This is a genomic window from Synechococcus sp. PH41509 (genome assembly GCF_020514285.1).
Classification (GTDB): Bacteria; Cyanobacteriota; Cyanobacteriia; order PCC-6307; family Cyanobiaceae; genus Parasynechococcus.
In genome coordinates, this window is record NZ_VTLD01000007.1 from 107,933 (window position 1) to 122,546 (window position 14,614).

Annotated in this window: 15 protein-coding genes; 8 read left to right on the forward strand and 7 right to left on the reverse strand. The window is 63.9% G+C overall.

The genetic code is table 11. The features are described from left to right. The first annotated feature begins 51 nt into the window (after window positions 1–51). Genes mnmE through FZZ88_RS03750 form a run of 5 tightly spaced genes read left to right on the forward strand, consistent with a single transcriptional unit; the run spans window position 52 to window position 6,178 of the window. Complete coding sequence (gene mnmE / locus FZZ88_RS03730) at window positions 52–1,404, forward strand: tRNA uridine-5-carboxymethylaminomethyl(34) synthesis GTPase MnmE (RefSeq protein WP_166016391.1); 1,353 nt, start codon at window positions 52–54, stop codon at window positions 1,402–1,404. 23 nt (window positions 1,405–1,427) lie between these two features. Next, entirely contained in the window at window positions 1,428–2,267 is an 840-nt protein-coding gene (gene nadC, locus FZZ88_RS03735) for a carboxylating nicotinate-nucleotide diphosphorylase (RefSeq protein WP_166016393.1), read from the forward strand. Between the two features lie 43 nt (window positions 2,268–2,310). Beyond that, window positions 2,311–4,083: an arginine--tRNA ligase gene (gene argS / locus FZZ88_RS03740; protein ID WP_166016395.1), complete on the forward strand. Its 1,773-nt coding sequence runs from the start codon at window positions 2,311–2,313 to the stop codon at window positions 4,081–4,083. Next, complete coding sequence (locus FZZ88_RS03745) at window positions 4,080–5,198, forward strand: histidinol-phosphate transaminase (RefSeq protein ID WP_166016397.1); 1,119 nt, start codon at window positions 4,080–4,082, stop codon at window positions 5,196–5,198. The genes argS and FZZ88_RS03745 overlap by 4 nt, the downstream gene beginning before the upstream one ends. After that, window positions 5,195–6,178 carry an asparaginase gene (locus FZZ88_RS03750; protein WP_166016399.1) on the forward strand — a complete coding sequence of 328 codons (984 nt, stop codon included), beginning with the start codon at window positions 5,195–5,197 and terminating at the stop codon, window positions 6,176–6,178. The genes FZZ88_RS03745 and FZZ88_RS03750 overlap by 4 nt, the downstream gene beginning before the upstream one ends. Here FZZ88_RS03750 and FZZ88_RS03755 read toward each other — a convergent pair. The 6 genes from FZZ88_RS03755 to prfB form a co-directional block, all read right to left on the reverse strand. Next, the gene (locus tag FZZ88_RS03755) at window positions 6,162–6,884 is read right to left on the reverse strand and encodes an MBL fold metallo-hydrolase (RefSeq protein WP_166016401.1); all 723 of its coding nucleotides are present in this window, start codon (window positions 6,882–6,884) and stop codon (window positions 6,162–6,164) included. The genes FZZ88_RS03750 and FZZ88_RS03755 overlap by 17 nt on opposite strands. A gap of 35 nt (window positions 6,885–6,919) precedes the next feature. Then, window positions 6,920–7,513, reverse strand: coding sequence for an aminodeoxychorismate/anthranilate synthase component II (locus FZZ88_RS03760; protein ID WP_166016403.1), 594 nt, complete (start codon window positions 7,511–7,513; stop codon window positions 6,920–6,922). An 18-nt stretch (window positions 7,514–7,531) separates the two neighbouring features. Beyond that, the gene (locus FZZ88_RS03765; RefSeq protein WP_226409623.1) at window positions 7,532–7,939 is read right to left on the reverse strand and encodes a diacylglycerol kinase family protein; all 408 of its coding nucleotides are present in this window, start codon (window positions 7,937–7,939) and stop codon (window positions 7,532–7,534) included. Window positions 7,940–8,061: 122 nt separating this feature from the next. Beyond that, complete coding sequence (gene ybeY / locus FZZ88_RS03770; RefSeq protein ID WP_166016405.1) at window positions 8,062–8,562, reverse strand: rRNA maturation RNase YbeY; 501 nt, start codon at window positions 8,560–8,562, stop codon at window positions 8,062–8,064. A gap of 2 nt (window positions 8,563–8,564) precedes the next feature. Continuing rightward, the gene (locus tag FZZ88_RS03775) at window positions 8,565–8,729 is read right to left on the reverse strand and encodes a DUF3285 domain-containing protein (protein WP_115024505.1); all 165 of its coding nucleotides are present in this window, start codon (window positions 8,727–8,729) and stop codon (window positions 8,565–8,567) included. 4 nt (window positions 8,730–8,733) lie between these two features. Further along, a protein-coding gene (gene prfB / locus FZZ88_RS03780; RefSeq protein ID WP_115024503.1) for a peptide chain release factor 2 occupies window positions 8,734–9,862 on the reverse strand; the annotation gives its coding sequence in 2 pieces (ribosomal slippage) (window positions 8,734–9,786 and window positions 9,788–9,862; 1,128 coding nt in all). Window positions 9,863–9,939: 77 nt separating this feature from the next. Here prfB and grxC point away from each other — a divergent pair. The 3 genes from grxC to FZZ88_RS03795 are packed head-to-tail and all read left to right on the forward strand — an operon-like array spanning window position 9,940 to window position 13,180. Beyond that, entirely contained in the window at window positions 9,940–10,197 is a 258-nt protein-coding gene (grxC, locus tag FZZ88_RS03785; protein WP_166016408.1) for a glutaredoxin 3, read from the forward strand. A 3-nt stretch (window positions 10,198–10,200) separates the two neighbouring features. Further along, complete coding sequence (gene gshB / locus FZZ88_RS03790; RefSeq protein WP_166016410.1) at window positions 10,201–11,124, forward strand: glutathione synthase; 924 nt, start codon at window positions 10,201–10,203, stop codon at window positions 11,122–11,124. 28 nt (window positions 11,125–11,152) lie between these two features. Continuing rightward, a complete protein-coding gene (locus tag FZZ88_RS03795; RefSeq protein WP_166016412.1) occupies window positions 11,153–13,180 on the forward strand; it encodes a S9 family peptidase in 2,028 nt (675 codons plus the stop codon). Here FZZ88_RS03795 and FZZ88_RS03800 read toward each other — a convergent pair. After that, window positions 13,139–14,557 (reverse strand): isochorismate synthase MenF, encoded by a 1,419-nt coding sequence (locus FZZ88_RS03800; protein ID WP_166016414.1) that lies wholly within the window; start codon window positions 14,555–14,557, stop codon window positions 13,139–13,141. The two genes, FZZ88_RS03795 and FZZ88_RS03800, sit on opposite strands and share 42 nt — an antisense overlap. Window positions 14,558–14,614 lie beyond the last annotated feature (57 nt).

Genomic DNA, 14,614 nt, shown 5'->3' on the forward strand with positions numbered 1-14,614 from the left:
CCGTGCGGAAATCGGCAGGATCCTAGGTATGGATCACCAGCGGCGACTGCTGTGCCGAGCACCGACACGATTGCGGCGGTGGCCACTGCAGTGGCTCCAGGTCAGGGCGGGATCGCTGTGATTCGTCTTTCTGGGCCTGATGCGGAAGCGGCGGGGCGCACTGTTGTGTACTGCCCGGGCCGTCAGGAGTGGGGATCGCACCGGGTGGTGTATGGCCACGTGATCGATGGAGAGGGCCGGCGTCTCGATGAAGTGCTGCTGTTGCTGATGCGCGGGCCCCGCAGTTTCACCGGCGAAGACGTGGTGGAGATCCATTGCCACGGCGGGGTGATCGCTGTTCAGCGGGTGCTCGAACAGGTGCTGGGGCAGCCGGGAGTCCGTCGGGCCCTGCCTGGCGAGTTCAGCCAGCGGGCGGTGCTCAACGGTCGGCTCGACCTCACCCGTGCTGAGGCGGTGAGTGAACTGGTGGCGGCTCGCAGCCGCCGGGCGGCCGAGTTGGCGATGGCTGGCCTTGATGGCGGGATCCAGGCCCAGATCACAGATCTACGGGAACGGCTGTTGGACCAGCTCACCGAGCTAGAGGCTCGGGTGGATTTCGAGGAGGATCTACCACCATTGGATGGCGATGCATTGCTGCAGCAGCTGCAAGCTGTGCGCGTCGAGCTTGAGCAGCTGGTGCGGGATGGAGAGCGGGGAGATGCCCTGCGCCAGGGCCTCCGCGTGGCGCTGGTGGGTCGCCCCAATGTCGGCAAGAGTTCCCTCCTCAACCGTCTGAGCCGCCGCGAGCGGGCGATCGTGACCGATCTGCCGGGTACCACCAGGGATCTGCTGGAGAGTGAGATCGTTCTGGAGGGGGTGCCGATCACCCTGCTCGACACCGCCGGCATTCGCAGCACCGACGATGCGGTGGAGCAGCTTGGGATTGCCCGCAGCGAGGAAGCCCTCGCCACAGCTGATGTGGTGCTGTTGGTGCTCGACGGTCATGCGGGCTGGACTGCAGAAGACGCTGCCTTGCTGGCGCGCATCCCGGAGCAGATCCCCAGGATCCTTGTCGCCAACAAGGCGGATCTCCCTGCGGGGTCGTTCCCCCAGCCGGTGGATGTTCAGCTGTCTGCGTTGGAGGGCACGGGAGAAGCGGCCCTGGTGCAGGCCCTGTTGGAGCGTTGTGGTGCTGCAGGAACCGACGGCATGTTGGTGGCGCTGAACCAACGTCAGCGTGATCTCGCCGCCCAGGCGGCTGAGGCCCTGGCCCGCAGCCAAGAGGTGGCAGCGCAGCAGCTGCCCTGGGACTTTTGGACCATCGATCTGCGGGAGGCGATCCGCTCCCTGGGAGAGATCACCGGGGAAGAGCTCACCGAAGCGGTGCTGGATCGGGTGTTTTCGCGCTTCTGCATCGGAAAATAAATGCATCGGACTTCAGGAACCGTTTGGACTGGCAATCCCCGGCACTCACCGCTGCGTTGGAGACCTGGCTGGAGGAAGACATCGGGCGCGGTGATCTGACGGCTGCTGCGTTGAAGGGCCAGCAGGGGCAGGCCCATTGGGTTGCCAAACAGCCGGGGAGGTTCTGTGGTGGCCCGTTGGTGCAGCGCTTGTTCCAGCGCCTTGATCCTGGGGTGAGCGTGAGTTTGCTGCGGGAGGACGGCGCCCCGATCGAGGAGGGCGAATGTTTGTTGGAGTTGCAGGGGCCTGCAACGGCTTTGGTGGCAGGAGAACGCACTGCCTTGAATCTGGCCATGCGGCTGTCCGGCATTGCCACAGCCACCGCCGAGCTGGTGGCCCAACTCCAGGGCACGGGTGTGCGTCTTGCCGACACCCGCAAGACCACGCCTGGGCTTCGCCTGCTTGAGAAATACGCCGTGCGCTGCGGTGGTGGCATCAACCACCGCATGGGGCTCGATGACGCGGCCATGCTCAAGGAGAACCACATCGCCTGGGCGGGGGGCATCACGGCGGCGATTGCGGCCGTGCGCGAGCAGGCGCCCTGGCCCACGTCGGTGATTGTGGAAGCAGAGACCGACGCCCAGGCGCTGGAAGCAGTTCAGGCGGGCGCCAATGGGGTGCTGCTGGATGAGTTCACCCCCCAGCAGCTCAGTGCCCTGGTGCCGCGCCTGCGGGAGTGCAGTACCCGCGGGGTGGTGCTGGAGGCCTCCGGCATCCAGCCCGAACAGCTGCAGGCCTACGCCGCTACCGGTATTGATTTGATCTCCACCAGTGCGCCGGTCACCCGCAGCCGCTGGCTTGATCTGAGCATGCGTTTCACCTGAAGAGGGATGATCAGAGCCGGATTCCTCCGGCCACGCACTGCCCATGCTCAGCCTGTCCCAGACCCTGCATGCCCAGCTGCGGGCGGCGATGCAACGGGCCTTCCCTGAGGCGGAAGCGGTGCTGGATCCCCACCTGGCACCGGCGAGCAAGCCGGAATTTGGCGACTTTCAAGCCAACGGTGCTCTGCCCCTAGCCAAGCCGCTGAAGCAGGCTCCACGGCAGATCGCCACGGCGATTGTGGAGCAGCTGCAGGCTGATACGGCCTTCACGGAACTGTGCCTGGAACCCCAGATCGCCGGGCCTGGTTTCATCAACCTCACGATTCGCCCGGAGCGGTTGGCGGCCGAGGTGTCGGCTCGGCTTGGAGACCAGCGCCTCGGCGTGCCTGCGGTGACGAACATGGCGCCGGTGGTGGTCGACTTCTCGAGCCCCAACATCGCCAAGGAGATGCATGTGGGGCATCTGCGCTCCACGATCATTGGCGATTCATTGGCACGGGTGCTGGAGTTCCGAGGCCATCCCGTGCTGCGCCTCAATCATGTGGGCGACTGGGGCACCCAGTTCGGCATGTTGATTACCCATCTCAAGCAGGTGGCGCCGGAAGCACTGGAGACCGCCGATGCGGTGGATCTCGGAGACCTGGTGGCCTTCTACCGCGAGGCCAAGAAGCGCTTCGATGACGATGAAGCCTTCCAATCCACCTCCCGCGATGAGGTGGTGAAGCTGCAGGGGGGCGATCCGGTATCGCTCAAGGCCTGGGGCCTGCTCTGCGATCAGTCGCGGCGGGAGTTTCAGAAGATCTACGACCGGCTCGACATCCGCCTGAGCGAACGCGGCGAGTCGTTTTACAACCCCTTCCTGCCGGCGGTGATTGATGGCTTGAAGGCCGCTGAACTGCTGGTCACCGATGACGGTGCCCAGTGCGTGTTCCTCGAGGGTGTGCAGGGCAAGGACGGCAAGCCCCTGCCGGTGATCGTGCAGAAGAGTGATGGTGGCTTCAACTATGCCACTACCGATCTGGCTGCGATCCGCTACCGCTTTGGGGCAGCTCCGGAGGGGGACGGTGCCCGTCGCGTTGTTTACGTCACCGATGCCGGCCAAGCGAACCATTTCGCCGGGGTGTTCCAGGTGGCCGAACGGGCCGGCTGGATCCCGGACGGTGCGCGCCTCGAGCACGTGCCCTTTGGCCTGGTGCAGGGGGAGGACGGCAAGAAACTCAAGACCCGCGCGGGTGACACCGTGCGTCTGCGGGATTTGCTCGATGAAGCCGTCGAGCGCGCCGAAACCGATCTGCGTTCACGCCTGAAGGAGGAGGAGCGCAGCGAGTCGGAGCAGTTCATCCAGCATGTGGCGGGCACCGTGGGTTTGGCGGCGGTGAAATATGCCGACCTCAGCCAGAACCGGATCACCAACTACCAGTTCTCCTTTGACCGAATGCTGGCGTTGCAGGGCAACACGGCGCCCTATCTGCTCTATGCCGTGGTGCGCATCGCCGGCATCGCCCGTAAGGGGGGCGATCTTGCGGCCACTGATGCCCAACTGCATTTCAGCGAGCCCCAGGAGTGGGCCCTGGTGCGGGAGCTGCTCAAGTTCGATGCGGTGATCGCTGAGGTGGAGGAAGAGCTGCTGCCCAACCGGTTGTGCAGCTACCTGTTCGAGCTCAGCCAGGTGTTCAACCGTTTTTACGACCAGGTACCGGTGCTCAAGGCCGATCCTGAAGCGCTGGCATCTCGCCTCGCCCTCTGTCGTTTGACGGCCGACACCCTCAGACTGGGGCTCGGACTGCTGGGTATTGCCACCCTGGACCGCATGTGAGCGACAACATCCAACCGTTCACAGCTGGTGGTGCTCCGGCGGCTCGCGCCGCTGTCGAGCAACTCAAGGCCTACAGCGCACCGCTGGAGGGCCGCCGCCAGATGCTGCGGCTGGATTTCAACGAGAACACGATTGGCCCCAGCCCCCTGGTGGCCCAGGCGCTGCGCAACTTCAGCACCGAAGAAATTGCCGTTTATCCGGAGTACGACGGCCTGCGGGAAGCACTGCTCCAAAACCTAATGGAAACCGGCTGCCGGCCGGGCTTGACGCCTGATCAGGTGGGCCTGTTCAACGGCGTGGATGCCGCCATCCATGCGGTGTTTCAGGCCTATGGCGATGCGGGTGAGACGTTGCTGACCACAGCGCCCACCTTTGGCTACTACAGCCCCTGCGCCGGGATGCAGGGTATGACGATCGAGGCGATCCCCTACCAAGGCGAGAGGTTTGACTTCCCCCTGGCGGCTATTCAGGAGGCGTTGGCGGCTCGCGCGCCGCGGTTGCTGTTGATCTGCAACCCCAACAACCCCACCGGCACGCGCTTGCCAGCGGATCAGGTGATCGCTTTGGCGGCCTCAGCCCCGGGCGCCTTAGTGGTGGTGGATGAGCTTTATGAGGCCTTCACCGGAGACAGCGTGCTGCCGAGCGCAGATTTCAAGGCCACACCAAATCTGCTGGTGTTCCGTTCCCTCGCCAAAACGGCCGGTCTGGCGGGTTTGCGGATTGGCTTTGCCATTGGCCACGCCGATGTGGTCGATCGGGTCAGCCGCGTCACGGGGCCTTACGACGTGAACAGTGTGGCCGTGGCCGCGGCGTTCGCCGCTTTGGCGGATCAGTCGTATGTGGATGCGTATGTGGCCGAGGTGCTGCGGGCTCGCGACTGGACCCTGCAGGCGTTGCGGGATGCGGGGGTGCGGCATCACTGCGATGGCGGCAACTATCTGCTGATCTGGCCCCAGCGCCCGGTGGCGGAGGTGGATACAACGTTGCGCGAGGCGGGAATCCTGGTGCGTTCGATGGCGGGCAAGCCCCTGATCGATGGCTGCTTCCGGGTGAGCATCGGCACCACCAGTCAGATGCAGCGCTTCATGGAGGCGTTCCTCCCCCTGGAGCAATGAAGCGCCTGCTGCTGCTGGCCACCGGCGGCACCATTGCCGGCTGTGCGGACGACAGTGCAACGCTGAACGACTACACCGCGGGCGTGCTGGGGGGTGATGCCCTGCTGGCGGCGGTGCCGCAGCTGCAAAACCTGGCAACGATCAGCGTTGAGCAGGTGGCCAATGTCGACAGTGCCGATCTGTTGTTTGCGCATTGGAGAGCGCTGGTGGGGCGCATCCGTGATGCCTTCGCGGCGGACCCAGGGCTGGCCGGGGTGGTGATCACCCATGGCACCAACACGCTGGAGGAAACCGCCTGGTTGCTGCAGCTGTTGATCGACGATCCCCGTCCGGTGGTGCTGGTGGGTGCGATGCGGCCGGCCACGGCCCTCAGTGCCGATGGACCGTTGAATCTTTGGCAGGCTGTCCAGGTGGCCTTAAGCCCCGAAGCACGCGGTCACGGCGTTTTGGTGGTGATGGATGGACAGATCCATGCCGCCGAGCGGGTCACCAAGCTGGCCACCCAGGGGGTGGGGGCCTTTGCCAGCCCCCTTAGCGGGCCCTTGGGTTGGGTGGACGACGTTGGCATTCATCTGCCAACAGCGCGTGGACCTCGGCAGGTGCCCTTCGCTGGACTCGCATTACCCGAGCGATGGCCTCAGGTGCCGATCGTTTACGGGTGTGTGGAGCCCGAGCCCCTCATGCTCACCGCATGCCTCAACGCCGGTGTTGAGGGTCTCGTTTTCACTGGCACTGGAGCGGGTCAATTGTCGGAGGCTGAGCGTTCAGCTCTTCAGGCTTGGCCAGGGAAGCGGCCGTTGATGCTGCGGGCCAACCGCTGCGGGTCTGGACCCGTGCACCGCCATCCTGAAGACGAACAGCTTGGGTTGCTGCCAGCAGGAAGCCTTAATCCCCAGAAAGCTCGGGTGTTGGTGTTGTTGGCTTTGCTGGCCGGCTGGAACCGTCTTCAGCTGGCTGCGCTGATTACTGCATCACCGTGATCACGGTGGTGTCCTCGAGGCTGCCCGGCAGGGTTTGCGAGCGACCCAATCGGCGCACGGCGGTTCCGCCCATGGCCTCGAGGAAGGGCTGCACACCCTCTTGATCACATCCTTCCGGCGCGTCGCCGTTGACGTACTGCACCGGGATGACGCGCTTGGGGTTCAACTGTTTCACCACTGCCGCGGCTTCCTCGGCGTTGAAGACCTTGCTGCCGCCGCCTACGCCGATGATCAGCACATCGGGGTTGCCCAGCAGCACCCGGTCGGCTGCGGTGAGCTCTCCAGCGGTGGCACCGAGGTGGGCAAAGCTGAGGCCCCCTTGCTGCCAGCGCCAGAGAGTGGCGTTGCCAAAGCGGCGTCCGCCCATCCGGTCGTGGGGGCTGGCAAAGCCCTCCAGGCTTAGGCCACCGATGCGATATGACCCCGGTTGCGCCAGAAAGCGGCCACCGGCAACGTCGCGTGCCCCTTCATCCGCGAGTTCGGAGTTAGCCAGAACGACGCCGGCCGTCAGCCGCGGTTCCGGCAGGCCTGCGGCACAACCGACTGCTTTGTAAGGGTTGAGCAGCACCGACTGGCCGCCGCCTTGGATCAGCAGGGCCCGTTGGCCGTAGCTGCTGATCGACACCCCACCGCCCGCCAAGGCTGGAGAGGTCAGGCTCAGTGCCAGGCCTGCAGCGGCGGTCACAGCGGAACGCAGGACGGACATGGGCGGGAATGAACTTGCTCTGGACGCTAACAGCGTTATCCCTCGGCTTCCCGCAGGAAGTTGGCCAGCAGATGGTGGCCTTGATCGGTCAGCACGCTTTCGGGATGGAACTGCACCCCCTGCAGGTGGTGATGCTCCCGGTGCCGCAGGCCCATGATCGTGCCGTCCTCGAGCCAGGCGGTCACCTCGAGGCAGGCCGGCAGGGTTTCGCGCTCGGCGATGAGGGAGTGGTAGCGGGTGGCCGTCAGCGGTTGGGGCAGGCCTGCGAACACGCCGTCGCCTTTGTGCAGCACAGGCGAGGTCTTGCCATGCATCTGCTGCTGGGCGCGCACCACCCTGCCGCCGTGCACTTGGGCGATGGCCTGATGGCCCAAACACACCCCCAGCGTGGGCACCGTTGCTGAGAGGTCTTGGAGGATATCCAGACAGACGCCCGATTGATCTGGGTCCCCCGGGCCGGGCGACAACAAGATCGCGTCGGGGTTCAGGGCCCTGATCTGCTCCAGGCTGATGGCGTCATTGCGATGCACCTGCAGATCCGCCGCCAGCGGATGCTTGGCGGCCAGCTCACCGAAGTACTGCACCAAGTTGAAGGTGAAGCTGTCGTAGTTGTCGATGACCAGCAGCATCTGCGTGCGAATCGGGAGTCAGAGCCCCAGGCGGAGCAAGAGCGGCGGAAGCAGGAGAAACACAGCGATCAATAAAGAGCTGATGGCGGCTGTCAGCACAGCTGCAGCAGCACAGTCTTTGGCGATGCGGGCCAATGGGTGATAACGCCGGCCAATGGCCAGATCCACCACCGCTTCCATCGCTGTGTTCAGCAGCTCCAACACCAGAACGGCAGCCACCGTAAGCACCAGAACGGCCAGGCGGATCAGATCCAGTTGAAGCCAGGCGGCGAGACCAAACACCACCAGCCCCGTCACCACATGGATACGGAAGTTGCGCTGGGTGACGAAGGCGTAGCCGAGGCCTTGAGCGGCGTAGCGAAAGCTTGCTGGCAGATCGCCAGCGATGCGCCAGCTGCCCCGTCGTCGCATTCCGTTGGGCACCATGGCCACTGCCTCCGCTGCTGCGTCTGCGGATGGTGTCCGGGGCGATTCGCTGGTCATCGGAACGGAATTCGGCATCCGCAGGGCGAACGCCCGCTCATCGAAGCCTACCCGGGTTGTCCAGATCACCCATCCTCAAGAAGCCTCTCCTGCAGTGCGAGCATCGCGGCGAGGCTGTCGTCATCGGGATGGTCCCAGCCCAGCAGGTGCAGCAGGCCATGGCTCACGAGCCAGCGCAATTCCCGCTTCAGGCTGTGCCCCTGCTCTTGGGCCTGACGCCGGGCTGTCTCCAGAGAGACCACGATATCCCCGAGTTCGACGCTGGGTCCGTCCATCCAGTCGCCGGCGTCGTCGAGGGCGGCAAAAGACAACACATCCGTGGGGCCCGTTTTCTGGCGCCAGGTGCTGTTCAACGCCGCAATGCTGGCGTCATCTGTGAAGCGCAGCCCCAGGCTCAGCTCCTCCGCTGTGCGCACCAGGGTCGGACAGTCCAGGCGCGAATCCCCGCAAAGAGTGCTCAGCCAATGCTCCACCTGCTCGATCCAGGCTGTCTCGTCGAGCAGGTCGGAGCCATCGCAGGGCTCTAGCGGCGCCTCGTTTCGATCCAATGCGAGGTCGAGCTCCATGCCTAGCCCGGCAGGGTCGGTCGACCTAGCCAAGCCACGAGGGTAATGAAGCCGAGGAATCCCATGGCGGTGAGGCCGAGGTGAAACAGGCTCTTGCTGCCCTTGCGCACCATGTTGCGCATCGCCTGTTTGATGAAGCTCGGCGGTGGAGTGCTGTCGGAGGCCATGGGATCAGGAATCGGTGTCGGCGCCGGGGCTGTCGACACCTTGGCGCAGAGACGCGTCGATGAAGGGGTCGAGGGCCCCATCCATCACCGCTTGCACATCGTTGGTTTCTTCATTGGTGCGCAGGTCTTTCACCATTTGGTATGGCTGAAACACGTAGTTGCGGATCTGGTTGCCCCAGGCCGCCTCAACGATGTCGCCGCGGATGTCGGCGATTTCGGCCGCCCGTTGCTCCTGGGCGATCACCAGCAATTTGGCCATCAGCAACGCCATCGCCTTCTCCTTGTTCTGGAGCTGGGAGCGCTCCTGGGTGCAGCGCACAAATAACCCGGTGGGGATGTGAAGGATGCGCACAGCCGTTTCCACCTTGTTCACGTTCTGGCCACCGGCGCCGCCCGAGCGGCTGGTGGTGATCTCCAGGTCCTTTTCAGGAATGTCGAGCTTGACGTCCTCCTCGATCTTGGGCATCACCTCCACACCGGCAAAGCTGGTCTGGCGTTTGTCGTTGGCGTTGAATGGTGAGATGCGCACCAGGCGATGGGTACCTTTCTCGTTGCGCAGGTAGCCGTAGGCGTAGCGCCCTTCGATCTCGATCGTGCAGCTCTTGATCCCGGCTTCTTCCCCTTCGGAGAGTTCGTCGACGGTCACCTTCATGCCGTGGTCTTCGGCCCAACGGGTGTACATGCGCAGCAGCATCTGCGCCCAGTCCTGGGCGTCCGTTCCACCGGCTCCTGCATTGATGCTGAGGACGGCCCCTTCCTTGTCGTATTCGCCGCATAGCAAGCGCTCGAGTTCCCAGCGATCCAGCCCCTGGCGCAGTTGGTTCAGGCCGTTCTGGGCTTCCTGAAGCAGGTCTTCGTCGGGCTCCAGCTCGTAGAGCTCAAGGGTGGCCTTGGCATCGTCCACAGCGCCGCTCCATCCGGCCAGCTGACTCAGCTGTGCCTTCACCTCATCCAGGCGCCGCATCTGCTTCTGGGCGTTCTGCTGGTCATCCCAGAAATCAGGCTGGGCGGCGAGTTGCTCGAGATCTTGTTGCCTTGCGTTCAGTGCAGGAACGTCAAAGACAGTCCTGGGCATTGCCCAGGCGGTCAGTGAGCTCGGAGAGATCGCGTTTGAAGTCGGTGAGATCCAGCAAGGACTCGTTCCTGATCAGTTTCTGACGCTATCAGCGCAGTTGCTGCATAGGATCCGACCACTGGTATGTACAACGCAATGGCCAAGGTTGAGATCTACACCTGGCGCACCTGTCCGTTCTGTGTCCGCGCTAAGGGACTTTTGGATCGCAAGGGGGTGAGCTACACCGAACACAGCGTGGATGGGGATGAGCCCGGCCGTGATGCCATGGCTGCGCGTGGTGATGGTCGCCGCAGTGTTCCGCAGGTGTACATCGATGATCGCCACATCGGCGGGTGCGATGACCTCCACGCCCTGGATCGCTCCGGTGAGCTCGATGCGCTGTTGAAGGCCTGATCGATGCGCCAGCTGTTTGTTCTGGATCCGCTGGGGCAGATCAATCCAGCCAAGGATTCTTCCGCTGCGCTGATGCAGGCCGCCCATCGGGCCGGCGATGAGGTGTGGGCCTGCACGCCCTCCGATTTGATTGCCCGGGGGGATGAACCCCTCGCGCTCGCCCTGCCGGTGACGCCGGAGCCCTGGATCACGGTTGGGGTGGCGGAACGTCAGGCCCTGGCTGGCTTTGATGTGATCTGGATGCGCAAGGATCCGCCCGTGGATGAGGCGTATCTCTACGCCACCCATCTGTTGGAGGTGGCCGAGCGGGCTGGTGTTCGTGTGCTCAATCGCCCCAGTGCGCTGCGCAGCTGGAACGAAAAGCTGGGGGCTTTGCGCTTCAGCCGCTGGATGGCTCCCACGCTGGTGGCGGGGCGGGTGTCTGAATTGCTCTCATTTGCCCAGGAGCAGCAGGAAATTGTGCTCAAACCGCTGGGGGGGCGCGCGGGCCTCGGGGTGATTCGGGTCAATGGCCAGTCGCCGGGCTTGAAGGCCCTGCTGGAGCTGGTGACAGAGCAGGAGCGGTTGCCGGTGATGGCCCAGGCGTTCCTGCCGTCCGTGAGCGAAGGCGACAAGCGCATCCTGTTGGTGGATGGCGATCCCCTTGGAGCGATTAATCGGCGCCCTTCAGCGGGGGAATTCCGCAGCAATCTGGCCGTCGGTGGCCAGGCGGAGGCCACAGAACTCACCGACCGGGAACGTCAGATCTGTGCCGCCCTGGCCCCGGCGCTGCGGGCGGAGGGGCTCTTCTTTGTGGGCATCGATGTGATCGGCGGCATGCTCAGCGAAATCAATGTCACCAGTCCCACCGGTGTGCGTGAAGTGGAGCGGCTGATGAACCAGCCCCTGGCCGATCAGACGATCGAGCATCTGCGCGTTCTGATCTGACCGATCAAAATCAACGCTCGACTGGATCATGAAGCTTGTGCTGAAACAAGGACTGTGCTTGGGTGCGGCCCTTCTTGTCGGCTGTGTGGGAAGCGGCTGGAGCACCGGCTCTGCAGTCCGGTCTGGTGAGCTGCCACCGCTCATCCCCCGGGAGGTGCTCTTCGGCAACCCCCAGATCATGAGCGTCAATTTGAGTCCTGATGGTCGCTGGATCTCATATCTGGCTCCAGACCAGGGTGTGCTCAATCTCTGGGTCCGGGATCTGGATGGCCAATCCCCAGGGCGGGTGCTCACTCAGCAGCGTGATCGTCCCCAGATGCCGGGGTACTGGACGGCCGACGGCCGGTATCTGATCTCATTCCGGGATGGAGATGGAGATGAGAACACCGTTCTGGTGCGGATCGACCCTCGCAGCGGGGTGAGTAAAGACCTGACGCCGGCTCAAGGGGTCAAGGCGGTTTGGATTGGTGCGGATCGGGACGCACCCAATGAGCTGCTCGTGGCCTTGAACGATCGTGATCCCCGTTTTCACGACACGTACGTCATTGATCTGGACAGCGGCGAGCGTCGTCTCCTTTATCGCTCCACGGACGATGGTCGCGAGGTTTCCACCTTGTGGATCGATGGCGGCTGGAACTCGGTCATTCGTTCGCAGCTTCTGCCCGACGGTGGGAGTGCCCACGAGTTGCGCTTGCCAGGAGAGTCCGACTGGCGGCCCTTTTTGCAGTTCGACTTCGACGACACCATTACGGGGTCGGGCCCTGGTGGGTTTAGTCGTGATGGTCAGTGGCTCTACGGCTTTCTCAGCACCGGTGATGATCTGCCCCGCTTGGTGCGCTGGAGCCGCGAGCAGCTGGAGACCTGCGGCAGCGATTGCACCCCAGAAGTGTTGCATCGCTCGACGGCGGGTGCCCTTGGTGTGGCGCTGAGTGATCTCGACACGGATCGTCCCACTGTCCTGCAGGAAGTGGACCTTCGCTCACGCCTGGTCGTGTTGGATCCTTCTGTCGAACCGGACATGGCTCGGCTCAGGCAGTTGGCAGGGGCCAATGATTTTGCCGTGGTCGATCAAGACCTGGACGGCCGCCGCTGGTTGGTGGCGATTGGCTCGGATCGTCAGGGGCCTCAGTACTGGCTCTGGGAGCGGAAGGAGGATGAGATTCGCAAGCTGTTCTCCGTGCAGCCGAAGCTCGATGACTATGAGCTGGCACCGATGGAGAGTCTTGATCTGAGGGCTAGAGATGGCCGGCGCTTGCCGGCCTACCTAACCCGCACACTGCTGGCGTCCGGGAGTGAGTCCCAGCCCTTGGTTTTGCTGGTGCACGGGGGACCTCAGGCGAGGGATTTTTGGGGTTACAGCCCCACCCATCAGTTGCTGGCCAATCGCGGTTATCACGTGCTCAGCGTGAACTATCGCGGCTCCACCGGGTTCGGCAAAGAGCATCTCCTGGCCGGTGAAGGCGAGTGGTACGCCGCAATGCAGGACGATCTGGTCGATGCCGTTCGCTGGGCCATCGACGAAGGGATCGCCGATCCCGATCGCGTTGCGATCATGGGTGTGTCGTATGGGGGATACGCCGCGCTTGCCGGTCTGACCCGCGATCCCGAGCTGTTCGCTGCCGCCATTGCCGAGGTTGGTCCCTCCAACCTCCGGACCCTGATTGATGCGATTCCTCCTTACTGGGAATCGGTTCGGATCAATTTCGAACGGATGATCGGTGTGGGGACGGTTGACCTGGATGCCATTTCCCCGATCCAGCATGTGGACCGCATCCAGCGGCCGCTGCTGCTTGGCCATGGTGCCAATGACCCCCGGGTCAAGCTCAGCGAAAGTGAATCCATCGCGGCGGCGATGGCGAAACGCAATCTCCCGGTTGATTTCGTGGTGTTTCCTGACGAAGGTCACGGATTGACCAATCCACGCAATGCTCTGGCGATGACAGCGCTCCAGGAGGCTTTCCTTCGTGAGCACCTTGGTGGCCGGGCCGAGCCGTTTGGAGCGGCACTCCAACAGTCATCGATGCAATGGCGATTGCGTTCCCTGCCGACTCCCTGACATCAGATCAAGTTGATCCGCTAGCACTGTGAGCTTCAGACCCACCTCCTGAAGTTCCCGGTCGGCCACGGATCCGCGCACCAGCCCAGCACCAGCTGTTAGATCGAGTTGTGTTCCACGGGCGTGACCACAGCGGATCGCCACGCGCAACTCCGCATCCCCGGCACTGTCGATCCAGCCGATTGGTGCGGCATAACTCCCGCGTTCAAAGGGTTCCAAGGTGCGCAGCCAGGCCATCGCGTCGCGGCGGGGCAACCCGGCAACGGCTGGAGTGGGGTGCAATTGTCCGGCAAGCGCCAACACGGGCTGACCGTCGGTTTCCGCCGTGATGGGGGTGTGGAGGTGGGTCAGGTTGCCGTGCCGGGCAAGTTGGGGTTGCCAGCGGCGTCGTGGGGACAGTCCGTTGCGGCGCAGTTGGTCGGTGATGGTTTCCACCACAAGTTCGTGTTCGCGGCGGTCCTTGTCGGAGCGCAGCAGCTGAGCGCCGGAATCCCCCTGCCCAGCCGTACCGGCCAGGGCATCACTGCGCAGCCAACCGGCGCGAAGGCTGAGCAACCGTTCTGGGGATGCACCGAAGAAGGCATCCCCCGCATGGCGCTGCCAGAGGAACCGGCAGCTGCCGGCCTGTTGCCGCCGAAGCCGTTTCAACAGCGGTAAGGGGTTGAACGTTTCGGCCAAAACGATGCGGTGCTGCACGGCCAGCACCAGTTTGTGCAGGTCGCCGTTGTTGACCAGATCAATCCCGTGGGTGAGTGCTGCGGCGTACCGCTGCCGCCAGGTTTCCGGTTCCGTTGCCGCCACCAGCGCCTGGGGTTTGAGCGCTGTTGGCGTGGTTGGCGTCTGGAGCAGCTGTTCCTGCTTGAGCCAGAGCTGTTCTGCTAGCTCCCGGCAGTCAGCTGCACTGCTTACGATCCCGTTCAGCCGCAGCCAGCCGCGGCGTCCCTGACGGCTGAGTTGCCAGCGGGGCAGCACCGCATGCACTGAAGGAACCACCGCTTCACTGCGGCGGCGTTCACTCACCTGATCGAAGAAGCGGAAGCGCAGCAGCACCCGGGGTCGTGCATGGGCCGGGCTCTCCGGTGCGGTGTCGTGCAGGCGGCTGAGGCAGAGGTCAGCGAAGCGCTGGGCCTGTTCAAAGCGACGACTGCCAGCCAGCTCCAGTTCCTGGCAGGGCCCTGCTGCAGCCAGGCAGAGGCCCGGGGCGCTGTCCCACAGCACCTGCAAGTTTTCCTGCTCCGCCAGCTGCGGCAAGGCCAGAAGCGGGTCGACCCCTGCGATCGGCAGGGCCAGGCTGAGCAGCGCTTCATCGCCGTCACAGGCCATCCATCCCCGCTGGGCTGCGGAGAGTAGGGAGCTGAAACAACAATCAGCCGACATCCGCGGCGTTTTTGGCCAGGGTTACTGCTCAAATGTATGGGTCTTCGCCCTGCGAGA

What these genes read in the sequence shown, in the direction of transcription:
- FZZ88_RS03800 (WP_166016414.1), bottom strand. Translation starts at nt 14,557, where the DNA reads ATGTCGGCTGATTGTTGTTTCAGCTCCCTACTCTCCGCAGCCCAGCGG.
- gshB (WP_166016410.1), top strand. Translation starts at nt 10,201, where the DNA reads ATGCGCCAGCTGTTTGTTCTGGATCCGCTGGGGCAGATCAATCCAGCC.
- FZZ88_RS03760 (WP_166016403.1), bottom strand. Translation starts at nt 7,513, where the DNA reads ATGCTGCTGGTCATCGACAACTACGACAGCTTCACCTTCAACTTGGTG.
- FZZ88_RS03775 (WP_115024505.1), bottom strand. Translation starts at nt 8,729, where the DNA reads ATGGCCTCCGACAGCACTCCACCGCCGAGCTTCATCAAACAGGCGATG.
- grxC (WP_166016408.1), top strand. Translation starts at nt 9,940, where the DNA reads ATGGCCAAGGTTGAGATCTACACCTGGCGCACCTGTCCGTTCTGTGTC.
- FZZ88_RS03765 (WP_226409623.1), bottom strand. Translation starts at nt 7,939, where the DNA reads ATGGTGCCCAACGGAATGCGACGACGGGGCAGCTGGCGCATCGCTGGC.
- argS (WP_166016395.1), top strand. Translation starts at nt 2,311, where the DNA reads ATGCTCAGCCTGTCCCAGACCCTGCATGCCCAGCTGCGGGCGGCGATG.
- FZZ88_RS03795 (WP_166016412.1), top strand. Translation starts at nt 11,153, where the DNA reads ATGAAGCTTGTGCTGAAACAAGGACTGTGCTTGGGTGCGGCCCTTCTT.
- FZZ88_RS03750 (WP_166016399.1), top strand. Translation starts at nt 5,195, where the DNA reads ATGAAGCGCCTGCTGCTGCTGGCCACCGGCGGCACCATTGCCGGCTGT.
- FZZ88_RS03755 (WP_166016401.1), bottom strand. Translation starts at nt 6,884, where the DNA reads ATGTCCGTCCTGCGTTCCGCTGTGACCGCCGCTGCAGGCCTGGCACTG.
- ybeY (WP_166016405.1), bottom strand. Translation starts at nt 8,562, where the DNA reads ATGGAGCTCGACCTCGCATTGGATCGAAACGAGGCGCCGCTAGAGCCC.